21 protein-coding genes are annotated in these 18,694 nt (G+C 39.0%); 3 read left to right on the top strand and 18 right to left on the bottom strand.

Going from position 1 to position 18,694, the window contains the following annotated elements:
- The 6 genes from ACO1DI_RS13150 to ACO1DI_RS13125 all read right to left on the bottom strand — a co-directional run bounded on the left by ACO1DI_RS13150 (position 1) and on the right by ACO1DI_RS13125 (position 4,998).
- Positions 1-192, bottom strand: a complete 192-nt coding sequence (locus tag ACO1DI_RS13150; RefSeq protein ID WP_014459966.1) for a hypothetical protein — start codon at positions 190-192, stop codon at positions 1-3.
- A gap of 118 nt (positions 193-310) precedes the next feature.
- A complete protein-coding gene (locus tag ACO1DI_RS13145) occupies positions 311-502 on the bottom strand; it encodes a hypothetical protein (RefSeq protein ID WP_025751820.1) in 192 nt (63 codons plus the stop codon).
- A gap of 100 nt (positions 503-602) precedes the next feature.
- A complete protein-coding gene (locus ACO1DI_RS13140) occupies positions 603-1,166 on the bottom strand; it encodes an MFS transporter (RefSeq protein WP_014459965.1) in 564 nt (187 codons plus the stop codon).
- Positions 1,163-2,599 carry an FAD-binding oxidoreductase gene (locus ACO1DI_RS13135; RefSeq protein WP_423145356.1) on the bottom strand — a complete coding sequence of 479 codons (1,437 nt, stop codon included), beginning with the start codon at positions 2,597-2,599 and terminating at the stop codon, positions 1,163-1,165. Before ACO1DI_RS13135 ends, ACO1DI_RS13140 begins: the two co-directional genes overlap by 4 nt.
- Positions 2,600-2,798: 199 nt before the next feature.
- Positions 2,799-2,936, bottom strand: a complete 138-nt coding sequence (locus tag ACO1DI_RS13130) for a hypothetical protein (protein ID WP_208732275.1) — start codon at positions 2,934-2,936, stop codon at positions 2,799-2,801.
- Positions 2,937-3,015: 79 nt separating this feature from the next.
- Positions 3,016-4,998, bottom strand: a complete 1,983-nt coding sequence (locus tag ACO1DI_RS13125) for a methyl-accepting chemotaxis protein (RefSeq protein ID WP_243556765.1) — start codon at positions 4,996-4,998, stop codon at positions 3,016-3,018.
- Between the two features lie 149 nt (positions 4,999-5,147).
- On the opposite strand from ACO1DI_RS13125, the gene ACO1DI_RS13120 reads away from it, so the two are divergent.
- Positions 5,148-5,372: a hypothetical protein gene (locus tag ACO1DI_RS13120; protein WP_014459961.1), complete on the top strand. Its 225-nt coding sequence runs from the start codon at positions 5,148-5,150 to the stop codon at positions 5,370-5,372.
- A 30-nt stretch (positions 5,373-5,402) separates the two neighbouring features.
- Here ACO1DI_RS13120 and ACO1DI_RS13115 read toward each other — a convergent pair whose 3' ends face one another.
- Positions 5,403-5,903: a metallophosphoesterase family protein gene (locus tag ACO1DI_RS13115; RefSeq protein WP_115654008.1), complete on the bottom strand. Its 501-nt coding sequence runs from the start codon at positions 5,901-5,903 to the stop codon at positions 5,403-5,405.
- A gap of 160 nt (positions 5,904-6,063) precedes the next feature.
- On the opposite strand from ACO1DI_RS13115, the gene ACO1DI_RS13110 reads away from it, so the two are divergent.
- Positions 6,064-6,363, top strand: a complete 300-nt coding sequence (locus ACO1DI_RS13110) for a hypothetical protein (RefSeq protein WP_013083290.1) — start codon at positions 6,064-6,066, stop codon at positions 6,361-6,363.
- A 148-nt stretch (positions 6,364-6,511) separates the two neighbouring features.
- Complete coding sequence (locus ACO1DI_RS13105) at positions 6,512-7,621, top strand: metallophosphoesterase (RefSeq protein ID WP_243556763.1); 1,110 nt, start codon at positions 6,512-6,514, stop codon at positions 7,619-7,621.
- Positions 7,622-7,641: 20 nt separating this feature from the next.
- Here ACO1DI_RS13105 and mug read toward each other — a convergent pair whose 3' ends face one another.
- The 11 genes from mug to pxpA form a co-directional block, all read right to left on the bottom strand.
- Positions 7,642-8,154, bottom strand: a complete 513-nt coding sequence (gene mug / locus ACO1DI_RS13100) for a G/U mismatch-specific DNA glycosylase (protein WP_028413256.1) — start codon at positions 8,152-8,154, stop codon at positions 7,642-7,644.
- 68 nt (positions 8,155-8,222) lie between these two features.
- A complete protein-coding gene (locus ACO1DI_RS13095; protein WP_028413255.1) occupies positions 8,223-9,566 on the bottom strand; it encodes a PcsB-like coiled-coil domain-containing protein in 1,344 nt (447 codons plus the stop codon).
- Between the two features lie 586 nt (positions 9,567-10,152).
- Positions 10,153-10,962: a uroporphyrinogen-III synthase gene (locus ACO1DI_RS13090; RefSeq protein ID WP_028413254.1), complete on the bottom strand. Its 810-nt coding sequence runs from the start codon at positions 10,960-10,962 to the stop codon at positions 10,153-10,155.
- Positions 10,963-10,989: 27 nt separating this feature from the next.
- Positions 10,990-11,754 carry an IclR family transcriptional regulator gene (locus tag ACO1DI_RS13085; protein ID WP_208732272.1) on the bottom strand — a complete coding sequence of 255 codons (765 nt, stop codon included), beginning with the start codon at positions 11,752-11,754 and terminating at the stop codon, positions 10,990-10,992.
- A 131-nt stretch (positions 11,755-11,885) separates the two neighbouring features.
- On the bottom strand, positions 11,886-13,250 hold the full coding sequence (gene accC / locus ACO1DI_RS13080) for an acetyl-CoA carboxylase biotin carboxylase subunit (RefSeq protein ID WP_115654012.1): 1,365 nt from the start codon (positions 13,248-13,250) through the stop codon (positions 11,886-11,888).
- Positions 13,251-13,278: 28 nt separating this feature from the next.
- Positions 13,279-13,746: an acetyl-CoA carboxylase biotin carboxyl carrier protein gene (gene accB, locus ACO1DI_RS13075; RefSeq protein WP_014459953.1), complete on the bottom strand. Its 468-nt coding sequence runs from the start codon at positions 13,744-13,746 to the stop codon at positions 13,279-13,281.
- A 22-nt stretch (positions 13,747-13,768) separates the two neighbouring features.
- Positions 13,769-14,764, bottom strand: a complete 996-nt coding sequence (locus ACO1DI_RS13070) for a biotin-dependent carboxyltransferase family protein (RefSeq protein ID WP_208732271.1) — start codon at positions 14,762-14,764, stop codon at positions 13,769-13,771.
- Positions 14,761-15,516, bottom strand: a complete 756-nt coding sequence (gene pxpB, locus ACO1DI_RS13065) for a 5-oxoprolinase subunit PxpB (RefSeq protein ID WP_115654015.1) — start codon at positions 15,514-15,516, stop codon at positions 14,761-14,763. The genes ACO1DI_RS13070 and pxpB overlap by 4 nt, the downstream gene beginning before the upstream one ends.
- Before the next feature lie 17 nt (positions 15,517-15,533).
- Positions 15,534-16,325, bottom strand: coding sequence for a putative hydro-lyase (locus tag ACO1DI_RS13060; RefSeq protein ID WP_208732270.1), 792 nt, complete (start codon positions 16,323-16,325; stop codon positions 15,534-15,536).
- 52 nt (positions 16,326-16,377) lie between these two features.
- Entirely contained in the window at positions 16,378-17,616 is a 1,239-nt protein-coding gene (locus ACO1DI_RS13055) for an NRAMP family divalent metal transporter (RefSeq protein ID WP_042992114.1), read from the bottom strand.
- Positions 17,617-17,640: 24 nt separating this feature from the next.
- Positions 17,641-18,402: a 5-oxoprolinase subunit PxpA gene (gene pxpA, locus ACO1DI_RS13050; protein ID WP_115654018.1), complete on the bottom strand. Its 762-nt coding sequence runs from the start codon at positions 18,400-18,402 to the stop codon at positions 17,641-17,643.
- Positions 18,403-18,694: the final 292 nt, after the last annotated feature.

Genomic DNA, 18,694 nt, shown 5'->3' with positions numbered 1-18,694 from the left:
TTAATCTTCATCACGATCTGCTCTAAATTCATCATCAGATAATGAATTTAGTTGATGGCTAAGCTTTTCGTAGTTATCTTGTTTTTGGTTTTGTTGTACATCACTAGATATAGGAGCTTCACTAGAAACAGTAGATTTTTTTCTAGTCTCTTCGCCTCCGCTAACTCCAAACCCAACGTTGTTATCGGTCATCGGATTCACCTCTTTAACTGTTATTATGGAGAATTGCTCTAAAAAAATAACAGGAAACAAAAGGCATTACCACTTAGCTAATAGTGGTCCAAGCTTCCTTACTTACACCAATTCGTATTTAAATAAGGAAATGACCTGCTTTAACCCCATAGGCAATACCAACAAAAAAACTTGCTATACCTAGTGTTTGACTTTTACATACATACTTTATAGTCAAGCCTGGAATCAGACCCCATATAATGATGAAAATAGCGAACGATACTATAATAGAAGACCATGCATCTTGCCCTGATATACTTATACCTTGCATAAACGTTTCTCCTTTCAGTACTTATATCGGGAGAACATAAATTTTTTATAGTATCTTACTGTACGAACTAAAAAATTCAGGTGACCTGTCCATATATGCTTTACAGCGAATGGTGGCGTTCAAGCTCGATTGTTTTTGGTTTTTGCCATATTAATACCCCTGCTGCTACGTACATAAACGAAGTGATGTAAAAAAGGCTTCCGATTGTCAGAAAATCAATGATATACCCTGTTGCAATAACGGCCAAGGCTGCCCATATAGAGGTCCATAAATGATAGTGTCCTACTTGTTTTCCTGTGTGAGCACGATCTGTCTGCCTAGATAACGCTATTTTTTCTGCTGTTTTTTGAAGAGCTCCAAGCAGACCCATTATAATTTGAATGATATACACCTGCGTGATCGTTGTTAAAACGGGAATCACAAGCATAACAACGGCCATCCCAAACGTATATAAAAGAAGCAAGCGCTTTTCTCCTACTCTGTCACTCCATGAACCGATCAACGGATGACTCAAAGCTGCGGTTAAAGCAAAAATTCCGTAAGCTAAGCCAAATTGTGAATAGCTATCGCCAAGATTCCGAAGCAATAAAAGGTAAAAAGGAAACACAATACTGCTTGCGGTAATCATAAGGCTTTGTGAATGTAAGAGTTGTTTGTACGTCATTTTCCATACTCCTTATAAAATAAATTAACAAACGTTTCGTTCCGATCATATTTTCTTTTCAAATTAAAAAAGGCGGTTGTATGAGGGTAAGCCTCTTCTAACTGCTTCTTGCTTGGGTAGCCGTAGTAAGGCAAATAATAGCTTCCCTGATGCTGCAGCGTCACATCCACCATTTTCCGGACAACTCTTTGTGTATCAGAGATGCCTTGGTGATCCTTTTTTTGGTTAATAAGTAAAACGAGAGCAAACATATCGTCTTTTGCATAGGACATGACTGCTTTATTGTCTTTTTCTACATAGCGAACAGTAATGTTCAGTAAATTTAATTTCTCTGTTGCTAACACTTGACGTAAATCATCGATGTAAGGAGCAAATTCATCAACTGGAACAAAGTATTCTTGTAAAATTTCCGTCCGGCTAGCACTTTCGTATTCCATAAAATCACTTTCAGAACGCATAACATTATTTCTTGTTTCAAGCCGTCCATTTTGTTTTAAGAAATAAGCCTTTTGTGTTTCCCACAGCATATCTTTGCCCCAGTCACTGTACCGAGACAGCCCTAGCATAAATTTAGGAAGCGCCACTATTTTTTCTGTTTTGAGCGGTTCTTTTACAGTAGAAGTGTTCTGAGAAGATAAGCGATAGTTTGTAACGTACATATCTGTTAGCAATTGATTAGGAGAAACAGAAATACGCGCCATATGCATACGAACGTCAGGGTTATGCTGTACGTAGTTTTTAAAATACGCTGTATACTGTCTATAATCTAAGCGAATAATTTCATCTTCGTACCATTCATCATCCGTCAAACGAAGCGTCACATCTAAAATGACCCCAAATAACCCGTAGCCTCCGTTTACTAAAGAAAACAGCTCAGGGTGTTTTGTCCGGCTAATCTCGATAATAGATCCGTCCGCCTGCAGGAGACGCATAGATTTGACCGTATCCATTAAAGAGCCGTATCGAATATCTCTGCCGTGTACGTTCACGCTAATAGAACCTCCAACGGTAAAAATATTTTGTGATTGCATAACCTGAAGAGCAAGACCGTCTTTATGTATATATTGCTGAATGTCATTCCATGTTGTCCCGCTTTGAACTGTAATTTCTTTTTGGCGAGGCTTGTAATCTATAATTTTATTGTACTGCTTCATATCAAGTAAAATAGCATTAGGATAGTACGTCTGCCCTCCTTGGCTGTGCTGCATCCCTGAAATCGCTATTTTTTCATGATACTGTGAAGCAGTTTTCACCCAATTTTTAAGCTGTTTTTCAGTGGTCCCATGCTTTATTTCTTTAACTTTTGTAGGAAGAAGCTGTGCAACATCCTCCGTTACAGGACGGGTTTGCTGCTGTTTATAAATATGATAGGAGGCATATGAACCTACTAGATAAAAAGATAAAAAAGTTCCTAACAACACGTTTTTCCTCATTCTAAACTGTAAGCTCCTTTCTTTACTTCTGTGAAATTATACCATATAAAAAGTGAAATAACACTAATATAGTGTAATTTTACACTATATTAGTGTTATTTTGAGAAAGCATATGAAAAAAACTTGTAATTTAATGTATGTTAACCTTATTGAAATAAAAAAAAAGAAAAGACACCAGGTCTTTTCTTTTTTTGTTTCTTTATTTTTCAGCTTCGTATGCAACTAAAGCCACTCTTTTTCCTAACGTTTGTTGAAACTGCTCTTCTAACTGTTTAAGCTTCGCATACATATCGTCGTTAATTGAAGCTGGCTCAAAGGTCATTTTTGTTTGCTCCATCAGATACTGTCACCTCTTTCATGTGTGTATGTTCTACTTTTTCCAATATAAAAGAGGTCTATGACGATTTGACGAAAGTTTACAAATTAAATTTGCTGATGAGCGCTGTTAATTGTTCTGCCATTTGAGACAAAGATTGTGCAGAAACAGCGATTTCTTCCATTGAAGCGAGCTGTTCTTCAGTAGATGCAGCCACTTCTTCAGATGTAGCTGCATTTCCTTTAGCAAGGATCGCCATTTCACCCGCTGTGCGCGCTACTTCTTCAACGGCTGCTGAAATTTGCTGAGCAGTCGCAGCAACTTCTTCTACTTGCGGAGCCGTTTCATTCATACTGCTTAGAATTTGTTCAAACTTTTGAATAGCCGTTTGTGAAATTGTTCGTCCTTCTTCCACTTTATTTGTTACTTGCTCCATTGTATGTACAGACTCCTGAGTATCTTGTTGAATAGCTTGAATAAGCTCAGAAATTTGAGATGCGGACACTTGTGATTGTTCTGCCAGCTTTCTCACTTCCGCTGCTACAACAGAAAACCCTTTTCCATGTTCCCCAGCTCGTGCCGCTTCGATTGCAGCATTTAAGGCTAGTAAATTTGTTTGAGCAGCAATGCCGCTGATTACTTCTAAAATAGTTCCAACTTCTTTTGAACGTTGAAACAAAGTACGAATTGTTGTATTAGACAGCTCGACGGATTGAGAAATGGATTCCATTTGTTCGACCGTTTCTCTCACGGCTTTTCCGCCTTCTATGGCTTCAGACGTTGTGTGATTTGATAGCTGAGAAACAGTTTCTGTACGCTTGGCAATTGTATAAACTCCTTGTACAATCTCATCTAAAGAAGCTGCATTTTGGTCAATAACAGCCGTTTGTTTTTCCGCGCTAGAAGCCACTTCTTGAACCGCAACTGATACTTGTTCAGTCGCAGCGCTCGTTTGCTGTGAGCTGGCCGTTAGCTCTTCTGAAGAAGCAGCCACTTGTTCTGCACTCATTTCAACATTTTGAATTAATGTGCGAAGATTGTTTTGCATATGACTAAAAGCATACCCTAACTCGCCGATTTCATCCTTTGAATTGACGGTAATCGCTGTTGTTAGATCTCCTTCACTAACGCTCAGAGCCTGATTCTTAAGCTGTTTGAGCGGTTTAATAATCGATTGCAGCACCACTAAAATAGTAAGACTCCCGATTATCAGACAAGCTACGATAATAAAGAGCGTTTTGTAAAAGATAGGCTGTGCTGCTTCACTTACTTCTGATGAGTACATCGTACCTGCAACTTTCCAATTCGTTGTTTTATTTGTCGTAAAGACCATCTTTTTTTCATCCCCGTTAAAGGTATATTCAAAAGATCCGGAGCTCTTTGCATAAAGCTTGTCAAAAAGAGAATCTGTCGCTTTTGTACCTGCTTTTTCCGTAGGATGAACAATATATTTTCTTTCTCCATCTAAAAGAAATGGATATCCTTTTTCTCCGATTTTCACTTTGCTGACAGCTTTATTGATGCGGCTTATATCTAAATTTAAAGCAATAACCCCTGTGCCATCCGCCGTTGTTTTTGCTACAGTAATAACGGTTTGACCTGTAGAGGCTGAGGGATAAGGTTCAGTGACAACTGTTTTCCCTTTGTTTTGCATGGCTAGCTTGTACCAATCTCGTTTTCTAGGATCATAGCCTGCTTGCATCACTTTTTTAGGCGATTGAATAAACTTTCCCTGCTGATTTCCTGTAAAAATGCTAATGGCTTCTGGATGAAGCGAAGCATATAAGTTAAAATCTTTGCTTAAAGTAGCCATATCTTTTTCATTGTAGCGCTCGTTGCTTACCACTGATGCAAAAAACTCTACATCATGAATTTTTGGTCCAATGGTATCGTCAATTACTGAATTAATGGACTGTACATTTTGCTGTGCTGTGTTAATAATTTGGTTTTCAATTTCATGTTTCGCTGTTATGTAAGCTGATACACCTATCGTAACAGATGGCACTAATAAGATCGCTGCAAATGCTAGCACCAGCTTTGTCTTAAAGTTATTAAGGGACCTTTTTTTTCTTACTCTCTCCATGCTATGTAGCCTCTCTCTCTGTAGTTAAAAGTGATCGTGCACTTCCTTTCTATCGGCAAGACTTCATATTCCTTTAGTCATCGAATGTATACATAATTAACAATGGGAGTGAAAAGATAAGAGTACGATAAAAAAAGTAGGTGAATTTAATGGAAGAAAGTAAAAACAGCAAGTCTTTTTCAATGTTTGAAACAGAAAAGGTTCAGCGCGGAGAAGAAAAAGATATTTTTAATATCTATAAAGAAGGAGTAAAAATTGCAGAAGTAAGAGGAACGGATCCTCAAACTCAGCAGGTTATTCCAATGCACGACTTGAACGATTACGAAGAAAATAAGCTTCACGAATATATTGCTCATTTAGACCACACGACGTAAACGGACTAAAACAAGAGTTCCCCTCTTGTTTTAGTCTTTAGAATCATAAAAAACATGTTCAAAATGAAGCGTGTTTTTTTGTATGTACAGCAGTCCAAACGAAAATTGTTTCTGACGCCGCTTGTCAGTAGCGGAACCTGGATTAAACATTGTAATATCACCAATTTGTTTATGAACAGGAATATGAGAATGACCGAAAATTACTGCGTCCACTTGTTGATGTTCAAATGCCAAAAGTGCACGTTTTTCAGTCGTCTTTTCTTTTCCATGACCGTGTGTTACGCCAATCGTAACATCATCAAACGGAAGAAGTAATGAAGTTGGAAGTACTTGCTGAAGCTCTTCACTGTCTACATTTCCACTCACACCGTGTACAGGAGCAAAAACGCGCAGTTCATTGTATACATCTACCGTTTGAAAATCTCCGGTATGAATAATCGCATCAGCTGTTTTCAGTTCAGCTAGGAGTTTTTTTGGAAAATGTTTCGCTCTCTTTGGAATATGAGTGTCGCCCAAAACAACAATCTTCATTCATCATACCCTCCTTTTTCGTTTATTCATTATGGTGTAGTGTATCGTATTACGTTGGAATGAAGCAACTCTATACGGAGCGTCAGGCAAAAAATTTCTCTTTTTCGTTTAAGTTTGCGAAAATACTTTACATACTAAGTTACAGAATGGAGTTTTCGAAATGGAAGTAAAAATTAATCGAAACGCAGCAAAAGTGTTAAAAAATGCATTGGCTAGCCCAGAAGGTCAAGGAAAAATGATTCGTGTATATGTAACTATCGACCACGGTGATCACGCGCATTATGATTGGAAATTCGATACGCCGACTGAACATGATGAAATCGTAAAAACAGATAAAGATATCGATATCGTTTTAGATAAACGCGAGAAATTTTTAGAAGGCGTATGGATTCAATATTTCCACGTTCCAGAGCCTGAATTTGTGATTAGCAGCCTTCACCACGCGCATCACCATCATTAATACAAAAAACACACCTTGTTTTATAGGTGTGTTTTTTCGTTTGTGTGACAAGCAAAAATTTTATTGATGAGAAGAAGAGATAAAATTTTGTTGAAGCAATAAAAATGAGCTATAGTGGAATTACGGATGAAAGAAAAGAGGTTAGCGTATGAAAGTAAGTGTGTTAGTAAGATCTATTTTAGTTGTTATTTTATATAATTTATTCGTTCTGTACATCGGATGGAACGCTTGGATGTGGCTTCACACAATGTTTGAAGTGGAAAACAAATGGATTCTTACGGTGCTCGTTGTCTTTTTTGCTTATTCCTTTATCATCAGTCGTGCGTTTCAACAAGTGAGCATATTTAAAATTGTGGGATCGTACTGGTTAGGATTTATTCAATATTCGGTTCTTTTGCTTCCTATAGGCAATCTAGCCGTATATATTCTCGCTTTTCTAGGTGCTTCGCTTTCTACAGCTATCGATTCAATCGGACTTTTTATAATTGCCGCTTTTTTATTCATTTTCGCCTACGGTACGTATAATGCTTACAGCCCTGTGGTAAGGAAATATACGATATCAGTTGCTAAAAAGACGAATCGAAAAAACCTCCGCATTGCCGTAGCATCCGATATGCACTTTGGCACATTGTCCGGCAAAAAACATTTGCAGCGGCTAATCACTCATGTACAAAAGATACAGCCGGATCTTATTTTACTCCCTGGAGATATTATCGATGATGATCCTCAAGTATTCTTTAAAAAAGGAATGGATTCTATGATGAAACAGCTTAAAGCGCCTTTAGGTACATATGGAATTTTGGGAAATCATGAGTATTACGGCGGGAAGATCCCTCAGTTTGTGGACAGAATGAAAGAAATGAACATTCCTATTTTAATGGATGAAGTCTTAAATATAGGCGATAGCTTGTACTTAATCGGAAGAAAAGATAAGACGGATAAAAACCGAGACAGCTTTTTCGATTTAGCGAGTGAAGCGGATCGTTCTCTTCCAGTCATCGCGATGGATCATCAGCCGCTTTCTTTAAAAGAAGCGGAACAAGCGGGCGTAGATTTACTTCTATGCGGTCATACTCACAGAGGACAAATGGCACCTAATCATTTGATCACAAAGCGGTTATTTGAAATTGATTGGGGCTACAAGCAAACTAATCAACTGCATACCATTGTCTCTTCAGGATTTGGCTTTTGGGGTCCTCCGCTTCGAATCGGAAGCCGATCAGAAATTATTCAAATTGATATTACATTTACAAAATAGAGAAAGCCCTAGGGCTTTCTCTATTTTAATGTACGCAGCAGCTTCGGAAGCTCTGCGTAAATAGCCACTACTTCATCTACTTTCATCCGAACGAGTCCGCTTGAAGACGGGGCAACAAAATCCATTATTCCTGATACCATCGATTCCTCTTGTTTGCCCCACTTTACTTGCTTGCGTCCGCTGTACTGCTGATAAACGCCTTTTCCAACAAAACAAACGATTTTAGGCGTGTATGTAGCGATTTTTTTCTTTAAGATTTCTCTGCCTTCTGCATATTCTTCTTTTGTAATCTCATCAGCTGCCTTTGTAGGCCGCTCTACAATATTTGTTAAACCGTATCCTAGCTGTAACAGCGAGTGATCTTCTTCTGGATGATATTTACGATTTGTCAAACCTGCTTTGTGAAGAATTGTCCAGAAACGATTGGTTGGATTAGCAAAATGATGACCCGTTTCACCGGAACGGATGCTTGGATTAAAACCGACAAATAAAATATCTAAGTTGGGCTGTATATGATCAAAAATAGAGTTCATAGGCATACGCTCCTTACAATGTAAAAAGAAAACATCCAATTTGGATGTTTTCTCTTTACTATACCCTATTAAATACGAACTACGCGTCCGTTGAATTTTTGTTTCCAGTAGCCGCTGCTCATGTTTGCAATTGCAACACCTGTTGAGCTTTGAGCACCGATGAACTTGCCGCCGCCTACATAAATACCAACGTGGCCGTCTTTTTTATATGTATCGAAGAAAACAAGATCTCCAGGCTGCATTTGACTAGAAGACACTTGCGTTCCAGCATGCTTTAACGTTTCTGTACTTACAGATCCAAGAGGTCCAAGGTTAACGCCTACCTGAGCATATGCCCAGTGTACAAATGACGAGCAGTCAAATAAACCGTGGTTAATATCAGACTGGCTGCGCCCTCCGCCAAATACATAAGCAGAGTTTCCAATCCAACGGTTTCCTACCGTTACAACATTGCTAGCTTTTGGAGCTGGAGCGCTTGTAGGTGCCACATCATTGCTGCTTGCTTTTGGTGCTTCTGCCTTAGCAGAAGATGATGAATCGGCTTTTTCAGCTGGTGCCGCCGCTGCTTTTTGAGCTTGTTCGGCTGCTTTCTTAGCTGCCTCTTTAGCCGCTTGTTCAGCTGCTTTTCTTGCTGCTTCTTCCGCCGCTTTTTGATCTTTAATATTTTGTTCAAGCGTAGACTGTTCATTCGCAAGAGAGCTGTCTTTTGATTGTAGAGAAGCTTTTAGTTCTTCATTTTTTGCTTCTTTATCTTTTAGTTCTTTTGCTAACGCATCTTTTTGTTTCTTTTGAGCTGCTAGCTGGACAGTCATTTCATCCAGTTCTGCCTTCATATCTTCTAAGCTAGCTAACTTAGATTTAACATCTGCTTGTTTTGTTTTTAGTTCGTCTTGCATATTTTTAGTTTCTGTTAAAATACCGCGATCTGCATCTACAATCGTCGAAACAGCTAGCGCGCGGTCTACAAAATCACTAAAACTTGAAGAACCAAGTAAAACTTGTAAATACTCTACGTTACCGCCACTTTCTTGCATGGAACGTGCACGATCCTTTAAAATATCATTTCGCTTTTCAAGTTTTTCTTGAAGCAGCTTAATTTCTTTTTCAAGCTGCTCTACTTGTTTAGACGTTTCTTTAATATCCGCTTCTGTTTTTTCGGCTTTTTTATTATTTTCTTCTTCTGCCAATGTTAATCGCTCAAGCTGTGCTTTCATTTGATCTTGTTCTGCTTGAAGGCGTGTTAATTCATCAGAAGCTGCTTTGATGTTAGATTGCACATCTTGGCGCTGATTTTGAATTTGAGATTTTTGTGATTCCATATCCTGAATGGTAGAGGCATATGCTGGGGTTGATAAAACTCCTCCTAGACCTAATAAAACCGTTGTATTAAGTAAAAGCATTTTCTTTTTCAATATGAATTCCTCCGCTTTCTCGCTCTGTTAAACTAGTAATTTCTAATTATGTATCAATATGTATAAAAGTCTGACAATTTATGTAAAGTTCACTGTATTTGTCGATAAATAGCTAAATATGCTAATGAAAATCTACGAAAATTATACCACGATAAGCGTTCAAAAAAAGAATAACAATATTACAATTGTATTTCAGTCATGTAACATTTAAAGCTTGTGTATACATTCACTTCTTGCCTGCAAAAATATACCTTTATTTCCCCATGCAAGTGAAAGATCTATCAAGCTTCAAAAAGCAGTGTTTTTAGCGTTATAAAGTAGATAATTATCATTGTTTAAGCTGTTTAGATTTAAGATATTTCTAAAAGAAACGTAACAACTCTTTAACATATTCGTCTATTTTTACCCTTTATCTACCATTTTTACAATATTTGAAAATGATTTTCTGGAATAACAATGAATTTATTTCTATTCGATGTTTGAAGAAGTTCAAAAAGAGGGCAATAGGCAATTTTCAAACAATATTCGACAACGCTTGGATGAAGCCATATAAAAAACCTTCTCGCCTCATAGCGAGAAGGTTTTTTTAATTACGCTGCTGATAATAATGTTCTAAAGCTACAATTGCGCTTCCCATTCGCTCTTGATCGGGAATAACAATACGATCTACCCCTTCTTCTTTTAAAGCAGCAGCGGTTACTTTTCCTACGGATACAGCTACTACAGAGCTGTTAAAGAGTTCTCGAATGTGATCAGCTTGTCCGTGTTCTCTTGCAAATGAAAACAAAAATCTGGCCTGTGGAGCGCTTGTGAAATTAACAGCATCAATTTTTCCGCTTATTAATTCGTTTATAAGCTGTTCCATGACTTCTGCTTTTGGCGGAATATGCTGATACGGTAAAATCTCTTTAAATTGGGCTTTTTGATTCGATAGAAAATCAATCAATTTTGGTGCAGGATCTCCGTGAAGCTGAAGCGCTACATGCTTTTCTTCAAAAGAGAACGAATGAAGTGCTCTGACTAGTCCCGCTGTACTTCCATCATCATCTCGAACGGTTGGAGTAACGCCAAGCTTTTTTAACATGTTTACGGTTTTATACCCGCGCGCAGCAATATTGGCTGCTTGTAAAGAAGAGAGGAATTCGTCAGCTAGTCCTAGCTTATCTGCCGTTTTATACAAAATTTCTGTCCCGACGCCTGTCGTAAAAATAAACCAATCATAATTTCCTTTTACCAGTTCTTTAATATCTGCTTCTAAGTGTGTGTCATCTAAAAAGATGGTTCCTTGAGCAGGCCGTACAAGCGGGGTCCCGCCAAGGTTTTCAACAATTTTGCTGATTTCTTCTACTTTACGCTGACCTACGAGTGCGACTGTTTTTCCTTCTAATCGTTTCAATGGTCTACCTCCATTTTTCTATGTATGCTACTTTAATGATCCTTGATAACCGAGTTTTTCAGAAATCACGCTCGCCGCTTCTGTTACTTTTTGAATAATGAACGGCAGTCTGTCTCCTTGAAATCTCGCTTCAATTCCCGCTACGCTAATGCCTGCAACCACTTCATTTTGATGATTTACAATCGGCGCGCTCACGGATGTTGTATAGTTTTCTAATTCAGAGGTGCTAATGGTATACCCTTTTTCTTTTGCTTCTTTTAATACATTTCTTAACTTCTCTTTATCTGTAATGGTTCCAATACCTATTGGAGCTAGCTCCGTTTGACTAATATATGCCTCTTGTTCTTTTTCGGGTAAATGCGCCAAAATAATGCGTGAACAAGCTCCTGCATAAAGAGGCGAACGCCTTCCAATTGATGTATAAAGACGCACTGGGTGAAGCGTATCTACTTTTTCAATATACATGGCTTCATTCCCATCTCGTACAATTAAATTAACCGCTTCTTCTACTTCGTCTCGGAGCGTTTCCATTACAGGCTTTGCGATATGTCTAATATCTAAGCGATTAGCCACTAGCTGACCAAATTGCAAGAATAAAAGTCCTAGCGAATAGTATCCTTGCTCATCTTTTGTTAAAAATCCCATCTCTTCAAGCGAACCAACCATCCGGTGCAAAGAAGTTTTTGGAACGCCTGAATATTCCATCATTTCTGTGAAGGTAAGCTTAGGGTGCTTGATAAAAAGCGTGAGAATCTGCATGGATTTAACGACTGTTTTATTATTAGCTTGCATAAAACCTTCTCCCTTATTTGTGCGAATACATGTATTTGATAGACGTATAGCTTACTAGCTAATCATATGTTCTTTTTATTATACATGAAGAAAAAAAGGAAAGCACTCCCTTATAAGAGCACTTTCCTTTCTTACACCGTTTCTAGTTCTTTAATGGAAATAGGGTTACTTTCTAGAAATTTGGTTGTAAAATCTCCTTCTTTAAAAGAAGGATGGTTCAGTAATTCTAAATGAAAAGGAATGGTTGTATGAATACCTATAATGATAAATTCTTCGAGCGCGCGTTTCATTCGTTGAATCGCTTCATTTCGATCTTTCCCCGTTACAATTAATTTCGCCACCATTGAATCATAAAATGGAGAAATTTCATAGCCTGGGTAAACCGCGCTGTCTACACGAACGCCGTAGCCGCCGGGAGGTAAATACATCTCGACTTTTCCAGGAGAAGGCATAAAGTTTTTAGCCGGATTTTCTGCATTGATCCGACATTCAATTGCCCATCCTTTTAACTGAATATCCCGCTGAGAAAATGATAGCGGGTAGCCCGCTGCTACGGAAATTTGTTCTTTAATTAAGTCAATGTTTGTTACAAGTTCTGTAACAGGGTGTTCAACTTGAATCCGTGTGTTCATTTCCATAAAGTAAAAATGTCCGTGTTTATCTAACAGAAACTCCACCGTTCCCACACCTGTATAATCAACTGCTTTAGCTGCCGAGACCGCCGCTTTGCCCATTTTAGCACGAAGGTTTTCATCTACCGCAGGAGACGGAGCTTCTTCTACCAACTTTTGATGACGTCGCTGAATCGAACAATCTCGTTCACCTAAATGAACTACATTACCTTCTTCATCAGCAATAATTTGAATTTCGATGTGTTTTGGTTCTTCTAAATACTTTTCAAGATATACGCCGCCGTTTCCAAAGGCTGTTTCCGCTTCATGCTGAGCTTGACGAATCGCTTTTTCTAGCTCCTCTTCGCTATGAGCAAGCCTCATTCCTTTTCCACCGCCGCCCGCTGTAGCTTTTACGATGATGGGATAGCCTATTTCTCTTGCTACTGGAATAGCTGAGCTGCTATCTTTAATCAGTCCCTCCGTGCCAGGTACAATAGGCACGCCGGCTTGTTTCATTGTTTCTCTTGCTACAGCTTTTGCTCCCATTTTGCGGATGGCTTCTGCTTTTGGACCAATAAAGGTAACGTCATAGGATTCACACATCTCAGCAAAATCAGCATTTTCAGCTAAAAATCCATAGCCGGGATGAACAGCGTCTGCCTTGGTTACTTGCGCTACGGTAAGCAGATTACGAATATTTAAGTAGCTTTCTTTAGAAGACGTTTTACCAATACAAAATGACTCATCTGCTAGCTTCACGTGAAGTGCATCTTTGTCTGCTTCTGAATACACGGCCACGGTTGCAATTCCCATCTCTTTACAAGCTCGAATGATACGAACTGCAATCTCCCCGCGGTTTGCGATTAACACTTTTTTGAACATAGTGGCTCCTCCTGACAGTATGTATACTTTAATATGATTTTACGATAAATAGAGGCTGTCCAAACTCAACAACATCTCCGTCTTTCACAAGAATTTCAAGCACTTCTCCTTCCATTCCTGCATCTACTTCGTTAAAAAGCTTCATCGCTTCAATTACACATACAACATCTTTACGTTCAATTGTTTGTCCTATTTGAACAAAAGGATCGGCATCTGCTTCTGGCTTAGCGTAAAAGGTTCCGACCATTGGTGATAAAATTTGCTTTTCATTATTTTCTGGTAAGTTTACAGACATAGAATCTTGAGGCGATTGCTCAGTGGCAGCGTCTTTTGCTTGTACTTCTTCAGTTTTCACTTCTGTAACAGCTAGGCCTTCTAAAGGAATTCCCGCTTTATCAATGACAACTTTTGTTCCTTCGTGTTCAATATGGAGCTTTTGAATACCAGATTCATTCATTAATGAAACAACTTCTTGCAATTCACGTACGTTTATCATTTCTTGTCACTCCTGTTTTGTGTTATTTAGTTGACGCAAGGTTAATAGCAATCTTCAATTCTTGAAGCAGCTGTTCTTTTTCTAGATAGATTTTTTCTGCTTCATGAAGCGAAATATGAGAAAAGTAAATGGATTCTCCAGGTTTTACTTGAGCTAAAAGCGGTAAATCTGCTGTGATGACTTGAGCGATTTTAGGATATCCACCCGTTGTTTGACGGTCTGCTAACAGGATAATGGGATTTCCATCTGGCGGGACTTGAACAGAACCTTGTGAAACGGCTTCAGACAATAACTCTTTTTTTTCTTGAAGCTGAAGAGAAGGTCCATCCATTCGATAGCCCATTCGATCTGATTGATTTGATACTTTAAAGGGCTCTTTCATAAAATGACTTTTGCTTTCAGCTGTAAATAAATCAAATTGACTGCCATTCATAACACGGACACTTGGTTTCTTTGTAAAATGAACAAATTCTTTATAATTTACGGACCATGGAGAAGTATATACTCCGTTTATCAGTTCATTTGAAAGAAAAGCAGGCTTTGAACCAGCAGGAACAGATAGAGGTAAAACGTCCTCTGTTTGTAATGCTCTTCCTTTATAGCCACCAATTTTGCCTCTCAAATACGTGCTTTTACTATTTAACACTTCATCAATAGAAAATCCTCCAGCTACAGATAGATAGGAACGACACCCGGTTTTGCAAGGACCAAATGCTAAAGTGCTTCCTTTTGGAATAAATAAAGGTTTCCACATAGGTACTGGCTTTCCGTTGACCGAAGGAGTTAAATCTCCCCCCGTGATCGCTACTAAACAATCGCTTTCTATTTCAAGGGTAGGCCCCATTAGCGTAACTTCAAGTCCCGCTTCTTTTTCATCGTTACCAACTAGTAAATTAGCAATTCGGAGGGAATAAGAATCCATTGCTCCGCTTACAATCACACCGTGCTGCTGAAATCCTCTTCTTCCTAAATCTTGAATGCTCGTTAATAATCCGGCTTTACTAACTCTTATACTCATTTTTCACCCTCCTTTGCCTGCATTTCTTGATACTCTTCTTTAGAGATGGGTTTGAATTTCACAATATCTCCTGCTTGAAGCAAACTTGGCGGATTTTGCTCCGGCAAAAACAGCTTAATAGGTGTTTGACCAATTAACTGCCATCCTCCGGGAGTGGAAATAGGGTACACTCCTGTTTGCATTCCTGCAATACCAACCGAACCGGCAGGAATAGACGTGCGAGGAGACGACCGACGAGGCGTAGCAATTTTTTCAGATAATCCTCCAAGAAACGGAAATCCAGGAGCAAATCCAATCATGTACGCTAAGTATTCACCTTCAGAATGAATACTAATTACCTCTTCAGTTGTTAAGTTATGGTGACGAGCCACATATTCAAGGTCAGGTCCATACTCGCCTCCGTAGCAAACTGGAATGGAAACCGTACGATGGTCTAACTCTTTTTCTGTCTGTTCGTTCTCTAATTTACTTTGAAGGATAGAAGACACTACTTCAAAAGGAGACACAAATTCTTTTTTCTCCTTCTTTTTCACGGCTGCTACCACTTCAAGAGGGTTATAAAAGATCGTAAGGTTCGTAAATGCCGGCACGCATTCAATAAACCCAGGGAAAGGACTTAATTCTATCGAATCTTTACACGTTTTAATTTGTTTATGAATGTCATACTGAATGCTATCTCCAAACGTTATAACAAGCGCTGAGTCCCCAAGCGGAGAAATAACAGCTGACGCTTTTGTTACGGTTTGATTCATATCTACACCTCTTTCTTTTATAAAACACCTAGTTTTTCATCTCGAATATCTGTGATAAACATATGCCCCGGAGCATGTGTAATCATAATAGAAGGTTTTGTTTCCATCGCTACTGCTTGAGGAGTTACACCACAAGCCCAAAACACGGGCACCTCACCTACCTTAATGGAAACAGCATCACCAAAATCCGGAGAGTGCAGGTCTTGGATCCCTATTGCAGCCGGATCTCCAATGTGAACAGGCCCCCCGTGCACGGCCGGGAAACGTGAAGTTACTTGGGCTGCCCGCACCACGTCTTGCTGGGGAATTGGACGCATACTAACCACCGTTGAGCCGTGAAATATTCCTGCTTCAGCGCATGAAATATTTGTTTTATACATAGGAACATTACAATTTTCTTCAATGTGACGAACAGGTATGTCGTTGTTTAAAAGCGCGTGTTCAAATGTAAAGCTACATCCGATAAGAAAAGCTACCATATCTTCTGTCCAATAGTCTGTGATATCAGTTACTTCTTTTACTAGTTCCCCATTTTCATAGATTCGATACTTGGGAAGGTCTGTACGAATATCTCCAGACGGAGCTGCAAACTTTGGCACCGGAGATCCAGCGTCTGTTACATCTAAAAGCGGACAAGATTTAGGGTTACGCTGACAGAACAATAGAAAGTCAAAGGCTTGTTGCTTTGGTAAAATAGCTAAATTAGCTTGAGCATAGCCGTTTGCCATGCCTGCTGTTGGTTGAATAAGCTGATTGTTACGGATTTGCTGACGAAGTTCAGCTGGAGTTAGCTGTGAAAGGGTTATCATATTTCTATCTCCCATCAGTGCCCGCACGCAACTTACGTGCGGGCACTTTGTTTTATTTAAATAATTGAGGAAGTTGATCCATTAACGTATAGCCTCCCATTAAAGCCATTACAATAACGACCAGTACACCAGAAATGGTAAGCCATAAAGGATGTTTATACTCACCAACGATGCTTTTTTTGTACGCAGCGATCAGTAATGTTCCTAGAGCAATTGGCAAAATTAATCCATTGATTGCTCCAACTAAAAGAAGAACTTTTACAGGTTTTCCAATTAAGACAAACGACAGAGTCGAAATAATAATAAATCCAATAATAATCCAGTTTGAGTTTTTATTAAGTTTTTCACTAAACGTTTGAATAAATGAAACAGATGTATAAGCAGCTCCCACTACAGACGTAATAGCGGCAGACCACATGACAATCCCAAAGATTTTATAGCCAACGTTCCCTGCTGCGAGCTGAAACACGGATGCCGGAGGATTGGCTGGGTCAATTTGTAATCCTTTAGATACGACGCCAAGTACTGCTAAAAACAAAGCGATTCGCATAACGGAAGTGATAAGAATTCCTGTTACAGAACTTTTGGTCACTTGAGGTAAAGAATCGATGCCTTTTACACCAGCGTCTAAAAGGCGATGTCCACCTGCAAAGGTAATGTAACCACCCACGGTTCCTCCAACAAGCGTAACAATCGCTATAATGTCAATTTTATCAGGAGCAAAAGTTTTCACCACAGCTTCTCCCACGGGAGGTGAAGTGGTAGCCGCTACATATAGCATTAGCCCAATCATGACAAAACCTGCAATTTGCGTGAAGCGATCCATTGCTTTTCCAGCTTCTTTTACAACGAAGATTAGCACAGCAATAACTGCACTAATTGCAGCTCCGGCTGTTGGAGAAATACCCGTAATCGCATTTAATCCAAGCCCCGCACCAGCAATATTTCCAATATTAAATGCAAGTCCTCCAATAACAATTAAAATAGCGAGCACGTATCCTAATCCGGGAAATACCATGTTGGCGATTTCTTGTCCGCGTTTTTCAGAAACGGCAATGATTCTCCATACATTGGTTTGAGCAAAAATATCAAGAATAATTGAAATTAAAATAACGAATCCGAAGCTTGCGGCCAAATTTTGTGTAAATACGGTAGTTTGAGTTAAAAAGCCTGGTCCAATAGCCGATGTGGCCATTAAAAAAGCGGCTCCAAGCATTAACGTCCAGTTTACTTTAGGCGCAGCCGAAAGCTTTTGCTGAGGTGTTGATTTCTTTATTGGCTCCAATATCATCTTCCTCCTGATTGTATGTAGTTTTTATTGTGAAATAGCCTTAACTACCACTTCTGATGCTCGTAAAGAACGGTTGACATGACGAGCAAATTCAAGTGCGTGGGCCCCGTCTCCATGAATGCAAATCGTATCTGCCTGCAATTCTACATCCTTACCTTGTTGAGATTTGACTTTCCCTTCTTTCACCATTGTAATAACTTGAGAAACAGCTTCGTCATCATCTTCAATTAAAGCATTTGGTTCTGTGCGAGCAGTGAGAGAACCGTCTAACTGATAGGTACGGTCTGCAAATACTTCGTTAGCCGTTTTTAAACCAATTCTGTTACCTGCTTGAATCAGCTCACTTCCAGATAATCCAAACAAAATCAGCTCAGGATTTACGTTATAAACAGCTTTTGCTATTGCTTCAGACAAGGCTTTATTTTTAGCAGCCATGTTATATAGTGCACCGTGAGGTTTTACATGCTGCATTGATAACCCTTCCGCTTGCAAAAAGCCGTTTAATGCCCCAATTTGATAAACCACGATATCGTAGGCTTCCTGAGGTGAAATATTCATGTTTCTGCGTCCAAAACCTATAAGATCCTGCAAACCAGGATGAGCCCCAATTTGCACTTTTTTTTCAGCAGCCAATTTCACCGTTTTTCGCATGACGCTCGGATCCCCTGCGTGAAATCCACAGGCTACGTTTACAGACGTCACATGCTCTAAGATTGCTTCATCATTGCCAATGCGATAAGCACCAAAGCTTTCCCCTAAATCACAGTTTAAATCTACTTTACTCAATGCGTTCTTCCCCCTTAAACCCTTTAATGTAAGCGTAACCATTTGCAGATAGTAAGGAAAATGCAAGCTTTATTATCTGCATCAATACTTCAAGTTCCGTTTTTCGGAATCTTAGTACCGTTTTTCAGTTATATTTGGATTTTAGCACGAGATGATGGATTGAACAACAACATTGTCAGAATATTTGACATAGTCATTATTTTTACTTGGATAATAATACCTTATTTTATTGATGTTTTCTATCTATAGCCTTAATATAACGCAGCCGCTTAATGCCATTGGACACAGTAAA

Origin of the sequence: Priestia sp. 40 (genome assembly GCF_049368575.1) — a bacterium.
GTDB classification, from domain to species: Bacteria; Bacillota; Bacilli; order Bacillales; family Bacillaceae_H; genus Priestia; species Priestia zanthoxyli.
The sequence above is the reverse complement of the archived record's forward strand: the minus strand, read 5'-3'. Positions and strand labels throughout refer to the sequence as shown.

Bases quoted from the DNA above. Each gene is read 5' to 3' on its own strand.
- ACO1DI_RS13110 (WP_013083290.1), top strand. From the start codon at position 6,064: ATGGAAGTAAAAATTAATCGAAACGCAGCAAAAGTGTTAAAAAATGCA.
- pxpB (WP_115654015.1), bottom strand. From the start codon at position 15,516: ATGAATCAAACCGTAACAAAAGCGTCAGCTGTTATTTCTCCGCTTGGG.
- mug (WP_028413256.1), bottom strand. From the start codon at position 8,154: ATGAACTCTATTTTTGATCATATACAGCCCAACTTAGATATTTTATTT.
- ACO1DI_RS13135 (WP_423145356.1), bottom strand. From the start codon at position 2,599: ATGAGGAAAAACGTGTTGTTAGGAACTTTTTTATCTTTTTATCTAGTA.
- ACO1DI_RS13120 (WP_014459961.1), top strand. From the start codon at position 5,148: ATGGAAGAAAGTAAAAACAGCAAGTCTTTTTCAATGTTTGAAACAGAA.
- ACO1DI_RS13060 (WP_208732270.1), bottom strand. From the start codon at position 16,325: ATGATAACCCTTTCACAGCTAACTCCAGCTGAACTTCGTCAGCAAATC.
- ACO1DI_RS13070 (WP_208732271.1), bottom strand. From the start codon at position 14,764: ATGAGTATAAGAGTTAGTAAAGCCGGATTATTAACGAGCATTCAAGAT.
- ACO1DI_RS13145 (WP_025751820.1), bottom strand. From the start codon at position 502: ATGCAAGGTATAAGTATATCAGGGCAAGATGCATGGTCTTCTATTATA.
- ACO1DI_RS13140 (WP_014459965.1), bottom strand. From the start codon at position 1,166: ATGACGTACAAACAACTCTTACATTCACAAAGCCTTATGATTACCGCA.
- ACO1DI_RS13085 (WP_208732272.1), bottom strand. From the start codon at position 11,754: ATGCAAGCTAATAATAAAACAGTCGTTAAATCCATGCAGATTCTCACG.
- ACO1DI_RS13125 (WP_243556765.1), bottom strand. From the start codon at position 4,998: ATGGAGAGAGTAAGAAAAAAAAGGTCCCTTAATAACTTTAAGACAAAG.
- ACO1DI_RS13055 (WP_042992114.1), bottom strand. From the start codon at position 17,616: ATGATATTGGAGCCAATAAAGAAATCAACACCTCAGCAAAAGCTTTCG.
- ACO1DI_RS13130 (WP_208732275.1), bottom strand. From the start codon at position 2,936: ATGGAGCAAACAAAAATGACCTTTGAGCCAGCTTCAATTAACGACGAT.
- ACO1DI_RS13115 (WP_115654008.1), bottom strand. From the start codon at position 5,903: ATGAAGATTGTTGTTTTGGGCGACACTCATATTCCAAAGAGAGCGAAA.
- accC (WP_115654012.1), bottom strand. From the start codon at position 13,250: ATGTTCAAAAAAGTGTTAATCGCAAACCGCGGGGAGATTGCAGTTCGT.
- accB (WP_014459953.1), bottom strand. From the start codon at position 13,746: ATGATAAACGTACGTGAATTGCAAGAAGTTGTTTCATTAATGAATGAA.
- ACO1DI_RS13150 (WP_014459966.1), bottom strand. From the start codon at position 192: ATGACCGATAACAACGTTGGGTTTGGAGTTAGCGGAGGCGAAGAGACT.
- ACO1DI_RS13105 (WP_243556763.1), top strand. From the start codon at position 6,512: ATGAAAGTAAGTGTGTTAGTAAGATCTATTTTAGTTGTTATTTTATAT.